The organism is Burkholderia sp. BCC1047, from assembly GCF_902833155.1.
GTDB classification, from domain to species: Bacteria; Pseudomonadota; Gammaproteobacteria; order Burkholderiales; family Burkholderiaceae; genus Burkholderia; species Burkholderia sola.
On record NZ_CADFEH010000015.1, the window covers coordinates 137022 to 158103 of the forward strand.

The window sequence follows — 21082 nt, forward strand, 5'->3', positions numbered from 1 at the left end:
GGCGCCGTCGTTCGATGGCGCGATTATGAACCGCTCGGCGCGCGTGTGCAGGCGGCGCGCGGGCCGTGCCGGCAAATCCGGACGATCGGGCAAGAGATCGCGACGATCGGACAGTGATCGCGCGCTGGCGGAGGATTCGGAGAAAGAAGGTGTGCGAGGCCGCGACGGGCCCCGCGTGGGGTTCGTCATGGCGCACCGCGGAAGGCGCGCGATGACGGCGCTCAGTGCGCGTCCGGGTGGCCGTGCGCGAGCTTCGAATGGTGCCGCGAGTACAGGAAGTAGATCACGAGGCCGATCACGAGCCAGATGCCGAACGCGGCCCACGTGACGGGCTGCAGGTTCAGCATCAGGAACAGGCACGCCGCGACCGCGAGGATCGGCACCACCGGCACGCCCGGGCAGCGGAACGCGCGCGGCAGCTCCGGGTGCGTGCGGCGCAGCACGAGCACGGCGATCGACACCATCGAGAACGCCGCGAGCGTGCCGATGTTGATCAGCTCGGCGAGCACGTTGAGCGGCACGAGCGCGGCAATCAGCCCGAAGAACAGGCCGACGAGCCAGGTGGTCAGGAACGGCGTCGCAAAACGCGGATGCACGCGCGACAGCGCGGCCGGCAGCAGCCCGTCGCGCGACATCGCGAAGATCACGCGCGTCTGGCCGTAGCTCATCACGAGGATCACGGTCAGCATGCCGAGCACCGCGCCGAGATCGATGAAGCCCGCGACCCACTTCTCGCCGGCGACCTGCAGCGCGTACGAGATCGGGTGCGAGATGTTCGCGTACTGGGCCGACGGCACGATGCCGGTCGCGACCGCGGCGACCGTCACGTACAGCACCGCGCACACCGCGAGCGACGCGATGATGCCGATCGGCAGATCGCGCTTCGGGTTCTTCACTTCCTCGGCCGCCGACGACACCGCGTCGAAGCCGATGAACGCGAAGAACATCACGGCGGCCGCGCCGAACACGCCGTTCCAGCCGTGCGGCATGAACGGCTTCCAGTTCGCGGGCGTCACGTGGAACAGGCCGACCGCGATCACGAGCAGCACGACCGACACCTTGATGAACACCATGATGTTGTTGATGCGGGTCGATTCGCGGATGCCGATCGACAGCAGCGTCGTGATCACGATCATCACGAGGAACGCGGGCAGGTTGAACCACGTGGCGACGCCGGGCACTGCGCCGGGCGCGGCCGTCAGCACGGCCGGCAGCGACAGTCCGAAGCCCTGCAGCAGCGACTGCAGGTAGCCCGACCAGCCGACCGACACGGCCGACGACGCGAGGCCGTACTCGAGCATCAGGTCCCAGCCGATGATCCACGCGACGAGTTCGCCGAGCGTCGCGTACGAATACGTGTAGATCGACCCGGCGACGGGGATCGACGACGCGAACTCCGCGTACGACAACGCGGCCAGGCCGCACGCGATCGCGGCGATCACGAACGACAGCATCAGCGCGGGGCCGGCCTGAACGGCGCCGGTGCCGGTCAGCACGAAAATACCGGTGCCGATGATCGCGCCGATGCCGAGGAACGTGAGGTCGATCGCGCCGAGCGCCTTCTTGAGCCCGGCGGCTTGCGCGCCGGCGATCATGCGATCGACGTTTTTCTTGCGGAAGAGAGACATTGCAGATGAATCGCCAGCACGCGCAGGCACGGCGCGCCGACTGAGTGAAAACCGATAATTTTAGCCGATTTGGCGTGCAAGCCCCGTTGCGGTGCAGCGGCGCGTCGCGGAATCGTCCGAAAAAACAAGCGTTTGCGCGCGACACGGGGTGAAACGGAGGCGAAGCGGGCGCGATCGAGCGCGGCGCGGCGTTCGCCGCGTCGCCGGATCGGACGAATTCGGGGCTGGCCGGGCGATCAGGCGCCGGCCGTGGGCGCCATGTCGACGAGCCGGTTGCTCATCACGTAGAACGTGAGTTCCGCGTTGTTCGACAACCGCATCTTCTCGAGCAGCCGCGACCGGTACACGCTGACCGTCTTCACCGACAGCGACAGCGTGTTCGCGATATCGGTGAGCCGCTTGCCGGACGCGAGCATGCAGAGCGTCTGGTATTCGCGATCGGACAGCTTCTCGTGCGGCAGCGGTTCGTTCTCGAACGACACGTATTCGGCGAGCGCCTCGGCCATCGCGGGGCTCACGTACTTGCGGCCGGCCGCGACCTGCTGGATCGCGCCGATCATCTGCGCGGCGTTGACCGTCTTCGACAGGTAGCCGGCCGCGCCGGCCTTCAGCGCGCGTACCGCGTACTGGTCCTCGCGGTACATCGAGAACATCAGCACCGGCGCACGCGTGAGCTTGCGCTTGAGGCGCTTGAGCACCTCGATGCCGTTCGTGTCGGGCAGCGAGATGTCGAGCAGGATCACGTCGAATTCCTGCTTGTCGACGGCGGCCATCGCGTCGCCGCCGTTCTCGGCCTCGGTCACGTCGCGCGCGATGCCGCGGTCGATCAGCAACTGGCGGATCCCTTGCCGGACGATCGCGTGATCGTCCACGAGCAGGATGTTCAGGCTCATCGCGACCTCACGAAAGCGACGTGCGGCGTGCCGCGACCGGCACCGCGAGCAGCGAATCCCACGCGAAGCGTGCGGTGACGCGCGTGCCGCGGCCGGTGGCCGGCGTGGCCGTCTCGAAGCTGCCGCCGAACGCCTCGCAGCGGGCGCGCATGCCGGCCAGGCCGTAGCCGCTGCGGCGGTGCCGGGCGAAACCGGTCCCATCGTCGGCGACACTGAGCGACAGGTGCGTGCCGTCGGTGGCGATCCGGACGTCGACCGACGTCGCGCGGGCGTGTTTCGCGACGTTCGACAACGCTTCCTGCGCGACGCGGAACACCGCGAGCGCGCTCGCGCCGGCGAGCTGCGTCAGGCGGGCGTCGGCCGCGCACACGAAGCTCGTGCGCAGGCCCGTGCGGGCCGCATGGGTGTCGATCCACGACGCCAGCGCGCCGACCATGCCGGCGTCCAGCGCCGGCGTGTCGCGCTCGTCGATGAGCCGGCGATTCGCGTCGGTCGCGGCGTCGAGCGCCTGCTGCGCCAGCGCCAGCGCGCGCAAGCAGCCTTCCGGCGCATCGGCCGGCAGCCACGTTTGAACGTTTGCGAGCGCGAAGCGGGCGGCGGTCAATTCGGCGCCGAGCCCGTCGTGCAGCTCGCCGGCCAGATGGCGGCGGGCCGCTTCGTCGGCGGCGAGAAGCTGGGCGGAAAGTGCTGCGATCCGTGCGGCGGACGCGTCGCGTTTCGACGCGGCGTCGGCCGTCGACGGAGTAGCAGCGCGGCCAGGCATGCGCTGCCGCGACGGGAACGGGGCGTGGGCGCCCGAGGGCGCGTTAAGCGACGTATCCATGACTCTCCCTGCTGTCAGAAAGCGGTTCAGACACCGGCTGGCTGCGTGGGCTGGCTGCCGTTTCGATGACGGTCGCCGCCGGAGAATCGCCCCATGCCGAAGTAACAAAAGTTACGTCTTGTAACACTTGCATCCGACCCTTTCAAGCTCATCCAAACGGCAACCACGCGCGCCGAATAATATCTCAAAATTTCTGAAAAGGTCATGTCAGGCGGACATTTAAGGGTAAATGTGAATAATCGGAATGAAGGTGTTGTAGGAAAAACACTGACACCCGAGCACCCGGGGATGACGTATCCAAATGTAACTATTTGAGATGGAATGGTCCCAGTTTGTTACGAATTCGCCAAGTGCGGACGAAAAAAAACCGGAGCTTTCGCTCCGGTTCTTGATGACGCGCAAATAAGGGGATCGATCAGTCCACGAACGCGCGCTCGATCACGTAGTGACCCGGTGCGCTGTTCTTGCCTTCGACGAGGCCGGCCTGCTTCAGCAGCTCGGTCGTGTCCTTCAGCATCGCGGTGCTGCCGCACAGCATCACGCGGTCGTTTTCCGGCGAGAACGCCGGCACGCCGAGATCCGTGAACAGCTTGCCCGTCGCGATCAGGTCGGTGATCCGGCCCTCGTTGTCGAACGCTTCGCGCGTGACCGTCGGGTAGTAGACGAGCTTTTCCTTGATGATGTCGCCCAGGTACTCGTGGCCCGGCAGGTCGTGCTTGATGTAGTCCATGTACGCGAGCTCGCCCTTCAGGCGGCACGTGTGGGTCAGGATCACCTTGTCGAAGCGGTCGTAGATGTCCGGATCGCGGATGATCGACATGAACGGCGCGAGGCCCGTGCCCGTCGACAGCATCCACAGCGTCTTGCCCGGCAGCAGGTTGTCGGCGACCAGCGTGCCCGTCGGCTTCTTGCCGATCAGCACCGTGTCGCCCACCTTCAGGTGTTGCAGGCGCGACGTCAGCGGGCCGTCCTGCACCTTGATGCTGAAGAATTCGAGATGCTCTTCGTAGTTCGGGCTGACGATCGAGTAGGCGCGCGCGAGCGGCTTGCCGTCGACTTCGAGGCCGACCATCGTGAATTCGCCGTTGTTGAAGCGCAGGCTCGCCTCACGGGTGCAGGTGAAGCTGAAAAGCGTGTCGGTCCAGTGATGGACGGATTGGACGGTGGCGGTGTCGTATTTGCTCATGGCTTTGAAAACGGACGCGCGTGGCGAACGCGTGTAACGGGCCCAAAAAATGGGCAAAAACCGAGTGCGACGGCCCGATCGCGGATCGGCCGGCTGGCGCGTCGGACACGCGCCTTCTCGATGACAGACGTTTGAGGAACTGGTTATTTTACCCTGTCGACGCGGATCGCGGGCTTGACCCCCGCGGCTGCGCGGATTTGGCGCAACATATCCTTTCAACCTGCTTTCGGCGGTCGGCCGCGTGATTCGCGGCGCATGCGGCGCGCGCCGGCGGCGCCGTGACCGGGGCGCGGCCGGCCGCGCGCGTTACTGCGGATCGAGGCGCAGGCGCGCAATGTACGGCAGGTGGTCCGACAGCCACGCGGCCTCGCCGGACGGCGCGCGCCATTCGAGCGGCGTCAGGCCGCGCACGAACATCTTGTCGAGCGCGAGCGCCGGCGAGAACGCGGGGAACGTGCGGCCCGATTCGCCGAGCAGCGTCGCGACCTCGGACAGCCCGATCTCGCCGAACAGCGCGACCGAATCGTTGCGCCAGTCGTTGAAGTCGCCGGCGAGCATCAGCGGGCCGTCGCTCGCGTTGCGCTCGATCCAGTGCGCGATCCAGTGCATCTGGCGCAGTCGCGCGGCGCGCGTGAGCGCGAGGTGCGCGCACAGCAGCGTCACCGGCCGCGCGCCCGCGAGCGTCGCGCGCGCGACCAGCAGCCCGCGCCGCTCGAAGCGGTGCGCGGAGATGTCCCAGCGGCCGCCGAGGTCGAGCGGATGCGGCGACAGGATCGCGTTGCCGTGCCGCCACGACGGCTTGAACACGTTCGGCCCGAGCGCGATCTGCCAGTCGAGCGCCTGCGCGATCTCGGTGGCCTGGCAATGCCACACGTCGTCGACCGTGTCGTCCATCGGCGCGCCGAAGCCCGGTGCGAGCATCGGGCGCGGCATGCGGCGCGCCATCGCTTCCTGCAGGAAATACACGTCGGCGTGGGTCGACTGCATCCAGTCGCGCATCGCGTTCCACGCGGTGAAGCCGAGCGGCGAGCGCCCTTTGTGCAGGTTCCAGCTGACGGCGGTGATTTCGTCGGGCGCGGCGTGGGGCTCGGCGAACGGCAAGGAGAGGGCGTCGGCGGACATGACGTTCAGTCCTTCGCGACGTGCGCGCGTACGCGGTACACGAGATGCGGATGCTGCTCGACGAGCGTCCAGTCGGTCCAGGCGTCGCCGCCGACCGCCAGGCCGGGGTGGCTCGCGACGATTTGCCGCGGCGACGCCGGCACGCACGGATCGCTACGCGTCGCGTTTTCGTCGTCGAGCGTTTCCTGGACGTCGAGCCCGAGCGACACGGTATTCGCGCTGACGTCGACGGCGAGCGGTGCAACCGTCACCGAGCGCGCGCGCTCGGTCGGCACGACGCGCGCGGCATTGCCGCAGCCGACCGGCACGGACGACGGATAGCGATGGGTATCGGTGCGGGACTGGCCCACGGTGGTGTTTTGCTGGAACGAGTCGATCGTCTGACCGTCGCGCACCACCTGGATTTCCCATGCGACGACGGCCGGCGCGGGGCTCTGCGCATGGGCGGCGAGCACGACGCTCGCAAGCAGGACGGCCAGGCCGTGTTTCAGCATGAAACGTCTCCGGAAACGCGGGATAGCGGGGAACGGACGCACATCTTACGCCCGATCGATTTCGGTCGCGATGTGACCGGACGTGCCGCGCCAGGTTCGCAGCACGATGCGGTCCTGCTCGACAGGTAGGGCCGCGTCATGCGTTTTCAAGCGAAAAAGCGCGTGAACTCGGCGACGCTCGCGCGCTCGGTGACGAGCCGGTTCTCGATCGCATCGGGGTCCGCATGGCCGAGCGACATCCCGCAGACGAACTGCTCGTTCGCGGGAATGTCGAGGTGTTCGGCGACGATCCGGTGAAACGGCACGAACGCCGCCTGCGGGCACGTATCGAGGCCGCGGGCGCGCGCGGCCGTCATCACGCCTTGCAGGAACATCCCGCAGTCCAGCCATGCGCCGTGCGTCATGACCCGGTCCAGTGTGAAGAACAGCGCGACCGGCGCATCGAAGAAACGGAAATTGCGCGCGTGCTGCGCATGCATGCGCGCCTTCTCGTCGCGGCGGATGTTCAACAGGCCGTACAGGTCCCAGCCGACCTTGCGGCGCCGGTCGATATACGGCGACACCCATTCGCGCGGGTAGTAGTCGTATTCGGCGACGTATTTCTCGTCGCGCGCGGGGTCGTCGTAGGCGGCGGTGAGCGCGGCGGCGAGCGCGTCGCGCGTGGCGCCCGTCGCGACGTACACGCGCCACGGCTGGATGTTGGTGCCCGACGGCGCGCGGCTCGCGGCTTCGAGGATCGCCTCGATCGTGTCGCGCGGCACCGGCGTCGGCAGGAACGCGCGGACCGCGCGGCGCGACTTGAGCGCGGCGTCGACGGCATCGACGGAACGGATCGCGTCGGCATCGACGCGCGGGGAAGCAGCGGGGACGGGCATCGGCATACCTTCGGGCGGCGCGGCGTCAGGCGAAGTGCGGGGCAGTGTGCGAGCGGCGCGCGGGCGCGAGCGGCGGGCCCGGCGCGAGGGTCGTGAACGTTCGATCATACGCCGCGGCGCGCGGCCGTGCAGCGGGCGCGCGCTGTTAGCAGCAGACTCCCCCGGCTGCTTGCTTGCACGGCGATGCGGGATCGTTACACTGAAAATCGTAAGGGTCTGATGAGTGTGTGACGGCAAGTGCAGCGAGGTGGGTATGACGACGGCGATGGTGAAACAGGAACTGGCGGTGGCGTCCTTCAGCACGGTGTACGACCTCGAGCAGGTCGAGACGGCGCTGAGCGACCTGAACGAGAGCGCGAGCGACGCGCTGCGCTCGACCTACGAGCGGATGCTCAAGACGGGGAATCTGCGCTTCTGCGTGAAGCCGAACCGGATGCCGTCGTTCGACGCGCTCGGCGAAGCGCTGCCGAATTTCGGCGAGCCGCTCGACGACGTGCGCAAGCAGATCGCACTGTGCCTCGAAACGGAGGATCGGCTCGAACTGATGCCGATCCTGCTGCTCGGGCCGCCCGGGATCGGCAAGACGCATTTCGCGAAGGCGCTCGCGCAGTTGCTCGGCACCGCGTACCACTACGTGCCGATGAGTTCGCTGACGGCCGGCTGGATTCTGTCGGGTGCGTCGTCGCAATGGAAGAACGCGAAGCCGGGCAAGGTGTTCGACGCGCTCGTGAACGGCAGCTACGCGAACCCGGTGATCGCGGTCGACGAGATCGACAAGGCCGGCAGCGATGCGCAATACGATCCGCTCGGCGCGCTGTATGCGTTGCTCGAGCACGACACCGCGCGCGCGTTCGTCGACGAATTCGCGGAAGTGCCGATCAACGCGGGCAACGTGATCTGGATCGCGACCGCGAACGACGCGCAGGCGATTCCGGAGCCGCTGCTCAACCGGATGAACGTGTACGAGATCGCGGCGCCCGATGCGGCCGGCGCGCGCCGGATCGCGCAGACGATCTACGACGAGATCCGCACGTCGCATGCGTGGGGGCGGCGCTTCCCGGAGACGCTCGGCGACGATGCGCTCGACGTGCTGGCCGCGACGCCGCCGCGCACGATGCGCCGCGCGCTGCTGCACGCGTTCGGCGCCGCGCGGCTCGACGGCCGCGACGCGATCGGGCCGGCCGACATCCGCGCGGACGAAGGCGCGGCGAAGCGCCGGCCGATCGGCTTCTGACGCCGCCCCGCGCGCCCGGCTGCGGTGGGCGCGCGGGGTGTGCGCGGGGTGTGCGTTGTGCGCCCGGCCACATCGTTGTCCACACCACCATCCGTATCGTCGCGACGCGATGCGCACGTGTTCGGCAAGCGGGCGAACCGGGACGTACAATTCTCTTCTCTCCCTTCGACGCGCGAGCAGCGCGAAAAGCCATGGAGCAGACGGATTGTGTCGTGATCGGCGCGGGTGTCGTCGGTCTGGCGATTGCGCGCGAGCTGGCCGCGCGCGGGCGTGAAACGATCGTGCTCGAGGCGGCCGACGCGATCGGCACGGGCACGAGTTCGCGCAACAGCGAGGTGATTCACGCGGGGCTCTACTATCCGCGCGGGTCGCTGAAGGCGACGTCGTGCGTGCACGGGCGCGACCTGCTGTACGAATTCTGCGACACGCATCACGTGCCGCACCGGCGCACGGGCAAGCTGATCGTCGCGACGAGCGCCGCGCAGGTGAAGCAGTTGAAGGCGATCGGCGCGCGCGCGGCCGAAAACGGCGTGCTCGACCTGCTGCCGCTCACGCGCGCCGAGGCGCAGACGCTCGAGCCCGCGCTCGAATGCGTGGAGGCGCTGTTCTCGCCGTCGACCGGCATCGTCGACAGCCACCAGCTGATGCTCGCGCTGCTCGGCGATGCGGAGCGCGACGGCGCCGTGTGCGCGCTGCAATCTCCGGTCGAGTCGATCGACGTGCTGCGCGGCGGGCGCTTCATCGTGCGCACCGGCGGCGCCGCGCCGACCGAGATCGACGCGTCCTGCGTGATCAACAGCGCGGGGCTCGGCGCGCAGGTGCTCGCGCACCGCACGCGCGGCCTCGATCCGCGCTGGGTGCCGCCGCTCTATCTCGCGCGCGGCAATTATTTCAGCCTGTCGGGCCGTGCGCCGTTCTCGCACCTGATCTACCCGATGCCCGATCGCGCGGGGCTCGGCGTGCACCTGACGTTCGATCTCGGCGGGCAGGCGCGCTTCGGCCCGGACGTCGAGTGGTGCGATGCGCTGCGCTACGAAGTCGATCCGGCGCGCGCGGGTGCGTTCTACGCGTCGATCCGCGCATTCTGGCCCGGCCTGCCCGACGATGCGCTGCAGCCGGCGTACGCGGGCATCCGGCCGAAGGTCGCCGGGCCCGGCGAGCCGCCGGCCGACTTCATCGTGCAGGGCGCCGCTCAACACGGCGTGCGCGGGCTCGTAAACCTGTTCGGCATCGAGTCGCCGGGGCTCACCGCGTCGCTCGCGCTCGCGCAGCGCGTCGGCGACATGGTGTCGGTGTCGCGCGCGTGACGCACGGTCCGCCTCCGCGCGGGCCGGCTGCGGGAAGCCCGTGTGAAGCCCGTGTGAAATCCCTTATCTCCGGCATTTCGGCGCGCACATTTATTCGCTTGGCGGTTATTCTGTTGGACGCCGTCGCCAGAACGGCTTTCAAACCGATAACGTTGGAGCGAGTCCCCCATGAAAACATCCCGTCGGAGTTTCCTGATTACGAGCATCGGCGCCGTGTCCGCGCTGGCGCTGTCGCGCGAAGCGCTGGCCGATGCGCCGATGCTGTCGGAAACCGATCCGACCGCGGTGGCGCTCGGCTACAAGGCCGATGCCACGAAGGTCGACAAGACGAAGTACCCGAAATACGCGGCGGGCCAGGATTGCGCGGCCTGCATGCTGTATCAGGGCAAGAAGGGCTCGGCGTCGGGCCCGTGCGGCGCGTTCCCCGGCAAGCAGGTGTCGGCGAAAGGCTGGTGCAGCGCGTTCTCGAAGATGGGTTGAGGCCCGTGCGGCATCGAGCGATGCCGCAATGCGGCGAAAACCGCAACACGCTCGCTGTCGTTCGATGGCGGGCGTTTTTTATTGCTTGAAAACGGTTCCGTCGCTTTCTACACTCGCTGCACACCAGCGCGCCGCGGCATCCCGCGCGCCGAACCGCCCGACACGGCGAATTCATGAGGACGAGGCACGCATGGCGACGATTGCGAATTCAACGAAATTGACCCGGCCCGAGCGTGCGCTGAACCGGCGCGCCGTCGTGGCCGCCGTGATCGGCAATGCGCTCGAGTGGTACGACTTCACGGTGTTCGGCTTCATGACGGTCGTGATCGCCGAGCTGTTCTTCCCCACCTCGAGCGAATACTCGTCGCTGCTGCTCACCACCGCGACGTTCGGCGTCGCATTCTTCATGCGCCCGATCGGCGGCATCGTGTTCGGGCTGTACGCGGACCGTGCGGGCCGCAAGGCCGCGCTGTCGCTGGTGATCCTGCTGATGACGGCCGGCATCTTCCTGCTCGCGATCGCGCCGCCCTATGCGGCGATCGGCATCGGCGGCCCGCTGCTGATCGTGCTCGGCCGCCTGCTGCAGGGCTTTTCCGCGGGCGGCGAATTCGGCAGCGCGACGGCGCTGCTGATCGAAGCGGCGCCGTTCTCGAAACGCGGTTTCTACGGCAGTTGGCAGATGGCGAGCCAGGCGGGCGCGCTGCTGATCGGCGCGCTCGTCGGCGCGGCCGTCACGCGCGGGCTGTCGCACGACGCGCTGCGCAGCTGGGGCTGGCGCGTGCCGTTCGTCCTCGGGCTCGTGATCGGCCCGATCGGTTTCTACATCCGCCGTCATCTCGCGGATTCCGAAGCATTCCTGCATGCGCAGCAGAGCGCGCGCCGCGCGACGCTCGGCGAAGTGTTCACGCGCCACCCGCGCGAGGTGCTGTGCGGGCTCGGCTCGGTGATCGCGCTCACCGTGACGATCTACGTGCTGATCAGCTATCTGCCGACTTTCGCGGTGAAACAGCTGAAGCTGCCCTATGCGGAATCGTTCTACGCGGTGATCGCCGGCAACCTGCTGCTGATGGTGCTGTCGCCGATCGCCGGCGCGTGGTCGGACCGCATCGGCCGCAAGGGGCTGTCGCTGTGGTCGCTGGCGCTGACGCTCGCGCTGATGTATCCGCTGTTCGCGTGGCTCGACGCGGCGCCGAGCATTGGGCGGCTGATCGCGGTGCAGGCCGTGCTGTCGGTGACGCTCGCGGGCTACTACGGGCCGTTCGGCGCGATGATCGCCGAGCTGTTCCCGGCCAACGTGCGCTCGACCGGGCTGTCGATCGCGTACAACGTCGCGGTGATGCTGTTCGGCGGCTTCGGCCAGTTCATCGTCACGTGGCTGATCAAGGTGACCGGCACGCCGCTCGCGCCGACCTACTACGTGATGGCGGGCATCGCGCTGTCGATCGTCGCGGTCGCGTTCGTGCCCGCGCGCAACGCCGACCTCGATGCGCCCGCGTGACGACAGGACGATTTGACGACGGTCATCGCATCGTTTCATAAAACGCAATGATGTGCTGCAGAACGCGGGGAAACGGTGCGTCGCCCCTTCGTGTTCGCACCCGAATTGTTTAGTCGTCGAACGAAACAAGCCGCGAAATGAACGAAATTGTCGCTCGCGCGCGTTGTTGCATTTTTTACCCCCACTAAAAATCGGCAAAAACCCGGCGGGCATCTAGAAGAGTTTTTTCTCCAGCTTGTTGCCGCATCGTTAGCTCAAGTAATATCCGCGTACGCCGGACCCTGGCGGGACCGGTTCCGATCTGGAGACCTGGAGGAAACATGGAATACAACCGTCTGTTGCACACCCTGCGTGTTACCGCCATGGCAGGCGTGGCAGCGGCATCGCTCGGCGTCGCGGGCTCTGCATTCGCACAGATCCCGAACAAAACGCTCGTCTACTGCTCAGAAGGCAGCCCGGCGGGTTTCGATTCCGCGCAATTTACGACCGGCGTCGATTTCACCGCCGCCACGTTCACCGTCTACAACCGCCTCGTCGAATTCGAGCGCGGCGGCACGAAGGTCGAGCCCGGCCTCGCCGAGAAGTGGGACGTGTCGTCCGACGGCAAGGTGTACACGTTCCACCTGCGTCACGGCGTGAAGTTCCACACGACCGACTTCTTCAAGCCGACGCGTGAATTCAACGCGGACGACGTGCTGTTCTCGTTCCAGCGCATGCTCGACCCGAACAATGCGTTCCGCAAGGCGTACCCGGTGTCGTTCCCGTACTTCACCGACATGGGCCTCGACAAGCTGATCACGAAGATCGAGAAGGTCGATCCGTACACCGTGAAGTTCACGCTGGCCGAGCCGAACGCGCCGTTCATCCAGAACATGGCGATGGAATTCGCGTCGATCCTGTCGGCCGAATACGGCGACCAGCTGATGAAGGCCGGCAAGGCCGCCGACATCAACCAAAAGCCGGTCGGCACGGGCCCGTTCATCTTCCGCAGCTATACGAAGGATGCGACGATCCGCTTCGACGGCAATCCTGATTACTGGAAGAAGGGCGAAGTGAAGCTGTCGAAGCTGATCTTCTCGATCACGCCGGATCCGGGCGTGCGCGTGCAGAAGCTCAAGCGCAACGAATGCCAGGTGATGAGCTATCCGCGCCCGGCCGACATCGCGACGCTGAAGGCCGATTCGAACGTCGACATGCCGTCGCAGGCCGGCTTCAACCTCGGCTACCTCGCGTACAACGTCGAGCACAAGCCGGTCGACAAGCTCGAGGTGCGTCAGGCGCTCGACATGGCGATCAACAAGAAGGCGATCCTCGAGTCCGTCTACCAGGGCGCCGGCCAGGCCGCGACCGCGCCGATGCCGCCGACCCAATGGTCGTACGACAAGAACCTGAAGATGCCGGCCTACGACACCGCGAAGGCGAAGGCGCTGCTCGCGAAGGCAGGCTTCCCGAACGGTTTCGAGATCACGCTGTGGGCGATGCCGGTGCAGCGCGCGTACAACCCGAACGCCCGCCTGATGGCCGAGATGATCCAGGCCGACTGGGCGAAGATCGGCGTGAAGGCGAAGATCGTCACGTATGAATGGGGCGAGTACATCAAGCGCGCGCACTCGGGCGAGCAGGACACGATGCTGATCGGCTGGACGGGCGACAACGGCGACCCCGACAACTGGCTCGGCACGCTGCTCGGCTGCGAGGCGATCAAGGGCAACAACTTCTCGCACTGGTGCTACAAGCCGTTCGACGAACTGGTGCAGAAGGGCCGCACGACGACGGGCCAGGACGCGCGCACGAAGCTCTACACGCAGGCGCAGCAGATCTTCGCGCAACAGCTGCCGTTCTCGCCGATCGCGAACTCGACCGTCTACCAGCCGGTGCGCAAGAACGTGGTCGACATGCGCATCGAACCGCTCGGCTATGCGCGTTTCGACGGTGTCAGCGTGAAGTAACCGGGCTGGCGTAAGCTGTCGTCATTGAGAAAACCGGCTTGAAATCATCCGGCGGCGAGGGGCCAAAAGCCCCTCGTCGCCGGTCGCACATTTCCCACAAGAAAATACGAGACGCATCATGTTCAGATTCGTGTTGCGCCGCGTGGGGATGGTGATCCCGACTTTCATCGGCATCACCATCCTGGCGTTTGCGCTGATTCACCTGATACCGGGCGACCCCATCGAAGTGATGATGGGCGAGCGCGGCGTCGATCCCGCGATGCACGCAGAGGCGATGAAACGCCTCGGGCTCGACCAGCCGCTGCCCCTGCAGTACATCCACTACATCGGCCGGGCGCTGCATGGCGACCTCGGCATGTCGATCATCACCAACACGAGCGTCGCGGGCGAGTTCTTCGCGCGCTTCCCGGCGACCGTCGAGTTGTCGCTGTGTGCGCTCGTGTTCGCGCTCGCGGTCGGGCTGCCGGCCGGCGTGATCGCCGCGCTGCGGCGCGGCTCGGTCGTCGACCACGGCGTGATGGGCACCGCGCTCACCGGCTATTCGATGCCGATCTTCTGGTGGGGGCTGATCCTCATCATGGTGTTCTCGTCGTATCTTGGCTGGACGCCCGTGTCGGGGCGCATCGCGGTCGAATACGATTTCCCGCACCCGACCGGCTTCATGCTGATCGACGCGCTGCTCGCGCCGGACGAAGGCGCGTTCAAGTCGGCGGTGAGCCACCTGATCCTGCCCGCGATCGTGCTCGGCACGATTCCGCTCGCGGTGATCGCGCGGATGACGCGCTCGTCGATGCTCGAAGTGCTGCGCGAGGACTACATCCGCACCGCCCGCGCGAAGGGGCTGTCGCCCGTGCGCGTGGTCGTCGTGCATGCGCTGCGCAATGCGCTGATTCCGGTCGTCACCGTGATCGGCCTGCAGATCGGCACGCTGCTTGCTGGCGCCGTGCTGACCGAGACGCTCTTTTCGTGGCCCGGCGTCGGCAAGTGGCTGATCGATGCGATCGGCCGCCGCGACTATCCGGTCGTCCAGGGCGGCATCCTGCTGATCGCGACGCTCGTGATCGTCGTGAACCTGGTCGTCGACCTGTTGTACGGCGTGCTGAATCCGCGCATCCGCCACACGAGGTAATTCCATGAGCAATCTGCAAAATACCCTGCCGACCGAATCCGCGCCGGCCGGCGGCCGTGCGCTCGCGCTGCGCGAGTTCTGGGCCAACTTCTCGCGCAACCGCGGCGCCGTCGGCGCGGGCATCGTCGTGATCGTGCTGATCGTCGTCGCCTTGCTCGCGCCGCTGATCGCGCCGCACAGCCCGGTCGAGCAATACCGCGACTACGTGAAGATTCCGCCCGCGTGGCTCGCCGGCGGCAACTGGCAATTCATCCTCGGCACCGACGAAGCGGGCCGCGACATCCTTTCGCGGCTGATGTTCGGCGCGCGGATGTCGTTCTGGATCGGCTTCGTGTCGGTCGTGCTCGCGCTGATTCCCGGCATCGTGCTCGGGCTCGTCGCCGCGTTCTTCCAGAAGTGGGCCGACACGCCGGTGATGCGCATCATGGACGTGCTGCTCGCGCTGCCGTCGCTGCTGCTCGCGGTCGCGGTCGTCGCGATCATCGGCCCGGGCCTCACCAACACGATGTTCGCGATCGCGATCGTCGCGCTGCCGGCCTACGTGCGTCTCACGCGCGCGTCGGCACTCGGCGAGCTGCAGAAGGAATACGTGACCGCGTCGCGTGTGGCCGGCGCCGGCACGCTGCGCCTGATGTTCTCGCAGGTGCTGCCGAACTGCACGGCGCCGCTGATCGTGCAGGCGACGCTCGGTTTCTCGTCGGCGATCCTCGATGCGGCCGCGCTCGGCTTCCTCGGCCTCGGCGTGCAACCGCCGACCGCCGAGTGGGGCGCGATGCTCGCGTCCGCACGCGACTACATCGACAACGCGTGGTGGATCGTGACGATGCCCGGCCTGTCGATCCTGATTTCGGTGCTCGCGATCAACCTGCTCGGCGACGGGTTGCGCGACGCGCTCGATCCCAAACTGAAGCGGATGGCGTGACATGACCCAGAATCTTCTGACTATCCGCAATCTCGCGGTGAACTTCAACGGCCTGCCCGCGGTCGACCGGATCAACCTGTCGGTCGCGCCGGGCGAGGTGGTGGGCGTCGTCGGCGAATCGGGCTCGGGCAAGAGCGTGACGATGATGGCGCTGATGGGCCTGATCGACGCGCCCGGCAAGGTGACGGCCGACGAGGTCACGTTCAACGGTGTCGATCTGCTGAAGGCATCGCCGAAGGCGCGCCGCAAGATCGTCGGCAAGGACATCGCGATGGTGTTCCAGGACGCGCTGACGAGCCTGAACCCGAGCTACACGGTCGGCTACCAGATCAAGGAAGTGCTGAAGCTGCACGAAGGGCTGCGCGGCGACGTGCTGCACCGGCGCGCGCTGGAGCTGCTCGACCAGGTCGGCATTCCCGATGCGAAGAACCGCATTGCGTCGTTCCCGCACCAGATGTCGGGCGGGATGAACCAGCGCGTGATGATCGCGATGGCCGTCGCGTGCAACCCGAAGCTGCTGATCGCCGACGAGCCGACCACCGCGCTCGACGTGACGATCCAGGCGCAGATCATGGATCTGCTCGTGAAGCTGCAGAAGGAACGCGGGATGGCGCTCGTGCTGATCTCGCACGATCTGGCCGTGGTGTCGGAAGTCGCGCATCGCGTCGCGGTGATGTACGCGGGCGAGATCATCGAGACCAACCGCGTGCCCGACATCTTCCGCGCGCCGCATCATCCGTACACCGAAGCGCTGCTCGCGGCGATTCCCGAGCACAATCAGGGGGCGCGTCGCCTTGCCGCATTGCCGGGCATGGTGCCGGGCCGCGATGATCGCCCGTCCGGGTGCCTGTTCGCGCCGCGCTGCAAGTACGTCGTCGACGATTGCCGCAAGGCGCGGCCGGCGCTCGACGCGCTGGTGTCGGGCAACGATGCGATGCGCGCACGCTGCATCAAGCCGCTCAATGTTTCCAACCTCGACCTGACGGGAGGCGCACGATGAATGCAGTCCAAGATACGCGCCACGCGTCGCAGGACGAGGACGTCCTGGTGGCCGACGGCCTCGCGAAACACTATTCGGTGAAACGCGGGATGTTCGGGCAGGGCACGGTGAAGGCGCTGAACGGCGTGTCGTTCTCGCTGAAACGCGGCAAGACGCTCGCCGTCGTCGGCGAGTCGGGCTGCGGGAAGTCGACGCTCGCGCGCCAGCTGACGATGATCGAGACGCCCACCGCCGGCAGCCTCGTGATCGACGGCAAGAACGTTGCCGGCGCGAACCGCGAGACGGTCGCCGACCTGCGCCGCCGCGTGCAGATGGTGTTCCAGAACCCGTTCGCGTCGCTGAACCCGCGCAAGACCGTCGAGCAGACGCTCGCGGAGCCGCTCGAGATCAACGCGAACCTGACGGCCGCCGAGCGCGCCGCGCGCATCGCGCAGATCATGCGCACGGTCGGCCTGCGGCCCGAGCACGCGAAACGCTATCCGCACATGTTCTCGGGCGGCCAGCGCCAGCGGGTCGCGATCGCGCGCGCGATGATCCTCGATCCGCGCATCGTCGTCGCCGACGAGCCGGTGTCCGCGCTCGACGTGTCGATCCAGGCGCAGATCCTGAACCTGTTCATGGATCTGCAAGAGCAGTTCAAGACGAGCTACGTGTTCATCTCGCACAACCTGTCGGTGGTCGAGCACGTCGCGGACGACGTGATGGTGATGTACTTCGGCAGCGTCGCCGAGCTCGGCGACAAGGCGACGATCTACGCACGGCCGCGTCACCCGTACACGCGGGCGCTGATGTCGGCGACGCCGGCGATCTTCGAGGAAGATCGCCGCGTGCAGATCAAGCTGCAGGGCGAGTTGCCGTCGCCGCTCAATCCGCCGTCGGGCTGCTCGTTTCACCAGCGCTGCCCGTACGCGATCGAGCGGTGCCGCGTCGAGGAGCCGCCATTGCGCGAAGTCGACGGCCGGCGCGTGGCCTGCCATCGCGCCGAGGAGGTCGGGGAGGAGAATGCCTGAAGCGTTGGCGGCGCGCGTGTCCGGCGTGCGCCGTGCGGGAGCAGGCGGCGCGCGCGCGATGCGTGCGTACCGCGATGCGCGGCGCTGGAGCGTGCGTACCGTCACGGGCGCGGCGCTGGCCGGCGCGTGCGTGGCGGCCAGCGTCGTGGTCCCCGTCGAACCGGCGCGCGCCGAAGGGCGTGCGCCGGCCACTTCGCCGATTCATCCGTCGCAGGTGCCGCGGCCCGGCATGAGCCTGCCGGGCTTCCATGCGCCGGCCGTGTCCGACGGCACGGTGTCGCGCGGCACCGTGCGCGTGCAGCCGGCGCGCATGCCGTTCTACGTCGCGACCCGCGGCAAGGTCACGCTCTACGTGCTCGGCACGCTGCACACGGGCGACCCGTCCGATTACCCGAGCGCGCAGCCGTTCCGGCCGCAGATCCTCGCGGCGCTCGCCGCGTCGCCGACGCTCGCGCTCGAGCTGTCGCCCGACGATCTGCTCGAATCGCAGGACGACGTGTCGAAGTATGGCGTGTGCCGCTACCCGTGCCTGCAGCGCCTGCTGCCCGAGCCGCTGTGGCAGCGGCTCGCGGCGCGCCTGCGCGGCAACCCGGCCGCGCTCGCCGAGATCCGCAAGATGCGGCCGTGGCTCGCGGCGCTCGTCGTCGAGACCTACGATTCGCTGTCGGCCGGCCTGCAGACCGAATACGGCACCGAGGCGCAACTGCAGAACGTGTTCCTCAAGCGCAAGGGCGGCCGCGTGATCGGGCTCGAGACGCTCGCCGAACAGATGCGCGCATTCACCGGGCTGACGCTCGCCGAGCAGCGCGAGATGCTCGCGCAGGACATGGTGCAGACGCCCGCGCAGAACGCCGACGACATCAAGGCGCTGCATCGACTGTGGCGAATTGGCGACGCCGATGCGATCGCCGCGTGGGCCGTCGCGAAGAGCGAGCGGCTCGCGCGTTCGAAAGCGTTGTCGGCGTCGCTCGACAACAAGATCGTGTACGAACGCAACCGGCGCTTCGTTGCACGGATGACGGCAATCGCCGCGCCGAACCGGCCGTTGTTCGTCGCGATCGGCGCGCTGCATCTGGGCGGCTCGCGCGGCGTGCTCGAATTGTTGCGCCAGCAAGGATACCGGGTCGACGCGAACTGATCGCGCCCGGCAGTCCGCACCGATCTTCCCCTGTTTGATCGACGTCGCGCGCCGCGCGCGAGGCGCTTGCGCGCGGGGCGTTGGTCGATAAGGAAAACCCTCGAATCATCGGAAAATAGCGTTTAAAACGATTGACATCCCGATCGGCCGATATCTATTCTTCATCCCACAAGTTGAAAAAATGAAAAGAATAGATAAGTTCTACGGGGTAGCAGAAATAAAGCGCGGGGTGAGCGTCGCCGGCACGTGAAGCACGTGCCGGCCGCGGAGAGTCTGCATGCACGGCGGGGCCAATCGTCGTTGAACAACATAGGCATGCAGGTCGACTTGCACATAAGCGACGTTCCGTCGTCTGACCGGGGAAGGCAGTGATCGGGCGGCGGCGGACGTTTTTTAATCCGGAATATTTTCCGGTCACCGTCGAAAGACGGTTTCGGGGGATGAATCGACAGACGGCGAAGCCGCAGCGATTGCATCAACGTAAAAGCGCCACGAGGGCGCTTTTTTCTTTGGGTGCGCCCGGCAGGGCGCACTTACTTGGAGGTGAAAGTCCTCTACTCGCCCGGCAAGGGGAAGAGTTAGCCGAAGGCAAGGGTTTCCCGGGTGACTGGGAGTCTGAAGGAAGCTGGAGGGCAAAGCGCTGGCCTGACGAACAGGAAGCGGATACGAGGCGTAGCGACTGGGTAAGGTGTCCCAATTCACCGAAGCCCGAAACTTGCACCGACGTTGCTACGTATATCCGACAGGCATGAGCGTGAAGGTGGGTGCGCAATACCCGGGGAGATCTGTTTCTGTGCTGGCGCGGTACGGTCAGCTACCGTGGTCGAGAGGCGGCGGGATGCGGAAGCAGAAGTCAGCAGAGGGCATAGTAGGTCAAGGCGAAGGCGGAGAGCCGAAGAGTACCGGGACCGAAGGCCCGAACAGTGAATGCCGAGAGTAGGACGGATGATCTCGAAGCCTGTTATGGAAGCAGAAGCGCTGGAGACAGCGGCCGAGCACGCGAGGGGTGGCCGGAAGCCACAGGGCTGCGCGCGAGGTGCGCAGACGGGTACGGCGACATACGGGCGAACGAAATCGGAGGGCGACGCGCTGATGGAGCGCGTCGTGGAACGCGACAACATGAGGCGGGCATACCGTCGGGTGCTGAGAAACGAGGGTTCGGCCGGAGTAGACGGGCTGAGCGTGGAAGGTCTTGGCGACTGGCTAAAGATGCACTGGCCGAGTGTGAAGCAAGCGCTGCTGGAAGGGACGTACATACCGCGAGCGATACGCCGGGTGGACATACCGAAGCCGCAAGGCGGGGTGAGGACGCTGGGCGTACCGACCGTGGTGGATCGACTGATTCAGCAAGCGCTGCACCAAGTATTGCAACCGATCTTGGAGCCGACGTTCTCGGCGAGTAGTTACGGATTTCGACCGGGCAAGAGTGCGCTGGACGCGGTGCGTCAGGCGCAAGCTTATGTCCAGGGTGGTCGGCATTGGGTGGTCGACATCGATCTGGAGAAGTTCTTCGATCGGGTCAATCACGACGTGCTGATGGCCCGGGTCGCGCGGCATGTACAAGACAAGGTGACGCTGAAGCTGATTCGTCGCTTCCTCGAAGCGGGGATGATGGCGGCCGGCGTGACGCAGGCGAGAACGGAGGGCACGCCGCAAGGCGGCCCGCTGTCCCCGCTTCTGTCGAATATATTGCTAAGTGACCTGGATCGGAGGCTGGAGAGCCGAGGGCTGGCGTTCTGCCGATACGCTGACGACTGCAACATCTACGTGGGCAGCAAACAAGCAGGACAGCGCGTCATGGCGGGAATCAGGGCCTATCTCGAGAAGGTCTTGAAACTGCGCGTGAACGAAACCAAGAGTGCGGTGGCCCGGCCGAGCACGCGGAAATTCCTGGGATACCGGGTGGCGGTGAGACTGGGTCAAGCGCATATCCGGATCGCACCGGAGAGCATCAAGCGATTGGTGACGCGGGTGCGGGAACTGACGGTGAAGGGGAGAAGCTGGTCCCTTGAGCAGACGATCCAGAAGCTCAACCCGGTACTACGGGGCTGGGCAAACTACTTCCGGCTCAGTCAGCAGCACAAGCGGCTGGAGGGGCTGGACGGATGGTTGCGAAGGCGCTTGCGCTGCCTGATCTGGCGGCAGTGGAAGCGTCCCCGAACCCGAGAACGCAACATGATCGCACTGGGCCTACATCCGGAGCGGGCATGGAAATCGAGCGTGAACGGCCGAGGGCCTTGGTGGAACGCCGGATCTCACCATCTGAAGCAGGCGTTACCTAATGCCTACTTCGATGCACGGGGACTGATCTCGATCCGCCGCACGGTGGATCGCCTCCAGAGCATTAACTGAACCGCCGTATGCGGACCCGCACGTACGGTGGTGTGAGAGGGC

General features: G+C 66.6%; 18 protein-coding genes. 11 read left to right on the forward strand and 7 right to left on the reverse strand.

Annotation, left to right across the window (positions count from 1 at the left end; all coding sequences use genetic code 11):
• Positions 1–221: 221 nt before the first annotated feature.
• From HWX55_RS17590 to HWX55_RS17620, 7 genes are all read right to left on the reverse strand, one after another.
• The gene (locus tag HWX55_RS17590) at positions 222–1628 is read right to left on the reverse strand and encodes an amino acid permease (protein WP_175976634.1); all 1407 of its coding nucleotides are present in this window, start codon (positions 1626–1628) and stop codon (positions 222–224) included.
• Positions 1629–1864: 236 nt separating this feature from the next.
• On the reverse strand, positions 1865–2521 hold the full coding sequence (gene rqpR, locus HWX55_RS17595) for a response regulator transcription factor RqpR (protein ID WP_175976635.1): 657 nt from the start codon (positions 2519–2521) through the stop codon (positions 1865–1867).
• Between the two features lie 7 nt (positions 2522–2528).
• Positions 2529–3344 (reverse strand): quorum system sensor histidine kinase RqpS, encoded by an 816-nt coding sequence (gene rqpS / locus HWX55_RS17600; protein ID WP_175976636.1) that lies wholly within the window; start codon positions 3342–3344, stop codon positions 2529–2531.
• Positions 3345–3759: 415 nt separating this feature from the next.
• Positions 3760–4530 carry a ferredoxin--NADP reductase gene (locus tag HWX55_RS17605; RefSeq protein ID WP_050014236.1) on the reverse strand — a complete coding sequence of 257 codons (771 nt, stop codon included), beginning with the start codon at positions 4528–4530 and terminating at the stop codon, positions 3760–3762.
• A 306-nt stretch (positions 4531–4836) separates the two neighbouring features.
• Positions 4837–5652: an endonuclease/exonuclease/phosphatase family protein gene (locus HWX55_RS17610; protein WP_175976637.1), complete on the reverse strand. Its 816-nt coding sequence runs from the start codon at positions 5650–5652 to the stop codon at positions 4837–4839.
• A 5-nt stretch (positions 5653–5657) separates the two neighbouring features.
• Positions 5658–6146 carry a hypothetical protein gene (locus HWX55_RS17615; RefSeq protein ID WP_175976638.1) on the reverse strand — a complete coding sequence of 163 codons (489 nt, stop codon included), beginning with the start codon at positions 6144–6146 and terminating at the stop codon, positions 5658–5660.
• 146 nt (positions 6147–6292) lie between these two features.
• Positions 6293–7021, reverse strand: coding sequence for a nitroreductase (locus HWX55_RS17620; RefSeq protein ID WP_050014339.1), 729 nt, complete (start codon positions 7019–7021; stop codon positions 6293–6295).
• A gap of 253 nt (positions 7022–7274) precedes the next feature.
• Between HWX55_RS17620 and HWX55_RS17625 the strand changes: the two genes are divergently transcribed.
• From HWX55_RS17625 to ltrA, 11 genes are all read left to right on the forward strand, one after another.
• Complete coding sequence (locus HWX55_RS17625) at positions 7275–8255, forward strand: AAA family ATPase (protein ID WP_069620983.1); 981 nt, start codon at positions 7275–7277, stop codon at positions 8253–8255.
• Between the two features lie 191 nt (positions 8256–8446).
• Positions 8447–9562: an NAD(P)/FAD-dependent oxidoreductase gene (locus HWX55_RS17630; protein ID WP_175976639.1), complete on the forward strand. Its 1116-nt coding sequence runs from the start codon at positions 8447–8449 to the stop codon at positions 9560–9562.
• Between the two features lie 168 nt (positions 9563–9730).
• Complete coding sequence (locus HWX55_RS17635; protein ID WP_021163765.1) at positions 9731–10042, forward strand: high-potential iron-sulfur protein; 312 nt, start codon at positions 9731–9733, stop codon at positions 10040–10042.
• Between the two features lie 190 nt (positions 10043–10232).
• Positions 10233–11540, forward strand: a complete 1308-nt coding sequence (locus tag HWX55_RS17640) for an MFS transporter (RefSeq protein ID WP_175976640.1) — start codon at positions 10233–10235, stop codon at positions 11538–11540.
• A 320-nt stretch (positions 11541–11860) separates the two neighbouring features.
• On the forward strand, positions 11861–13489 hold the full coding sequence (locus tag HWX55_RS17645) for an ABC transporter substrate-binding protein (protein WP_175976641.1): 1629 nt from the start codon (positions 11861–11863) through the stop codon (positions 13487–13489).
• A gap of 118 nt (positions 13490–13607) precedes the next feature.
• Positions 13608–14618, forward strand: a complete 1011-nt coding sequence (locus tag HWX55_RS17650; RefSeq protein WP_175976642.1) for an ABC transporter permease subunit — start codon at positions 13608–13610, stop codon at positions 14616–14618.
• A gap of 4 nt (positions 14619–14622) precedes the next feature.
• On the forward strand, positions 14623–15540 hold the full coding sequence (locus HWX55_RS17655; RefSeq protein WP_175976643.1) for an ABC transporter permease subunit: 918 nt from the start codon (positions 14623–14625) through the stop codon (positions 15538–15540).
• A 1-nt stretch (position 15541) separates the two neighbouring features.
• Entirely contained in the window at positions 15542–16540 is a 999-nt protein-coding gene (locus tag HWX55_RS17660; RefSeq protein ID WP_175976644.1) for an ABC transporter ATP-binding protein, read from the forward strand.
• Complete coding sequence (locus HWX55_RS17665) at positions 16537–17550, forward strand: peptide ABC transporter ATP-binding protein (RefSeq protein WP_175976645.1); 1014 nt, start codon at positions 16537–16539, stop codon at positions 17548–17550. The genes HWX55_RS17660 and HWX55_RS17665 overlap by 4 nt, the downstream gene beginning before the upstream one ends.
• Positions 17543–18688, forward strand: a complete 1146-nt coding sequence (locus tag HWX55_RS17670; protein ID WP_175976646.1) for a TraB/GumN family protein — start codon at positions 17543–17545, stop codon at positions 18686–18688. Before HWX55_RS17665 ends, HWX55_RS17670 begins: the two co-directional genes overlap by 8 nt.
• A gap of 1104 nt (positions 18689–19792) precedes the next feature.
• Positions 19793–21040 carry a group II intron reverse transcriptase/maturase gene (gene ltrA / locus HWX55_RS17675; protein ID WP_244140593.1) on the forward strand — a complete coding sequence of 416 codons (1248 nt, stop codon included), beginning with the start codon at positions 19793–19795 and terminating at the stop codon, positions 21038–21040.
• Positions 21041–21082: the final 42 nt, after the last annotated feature.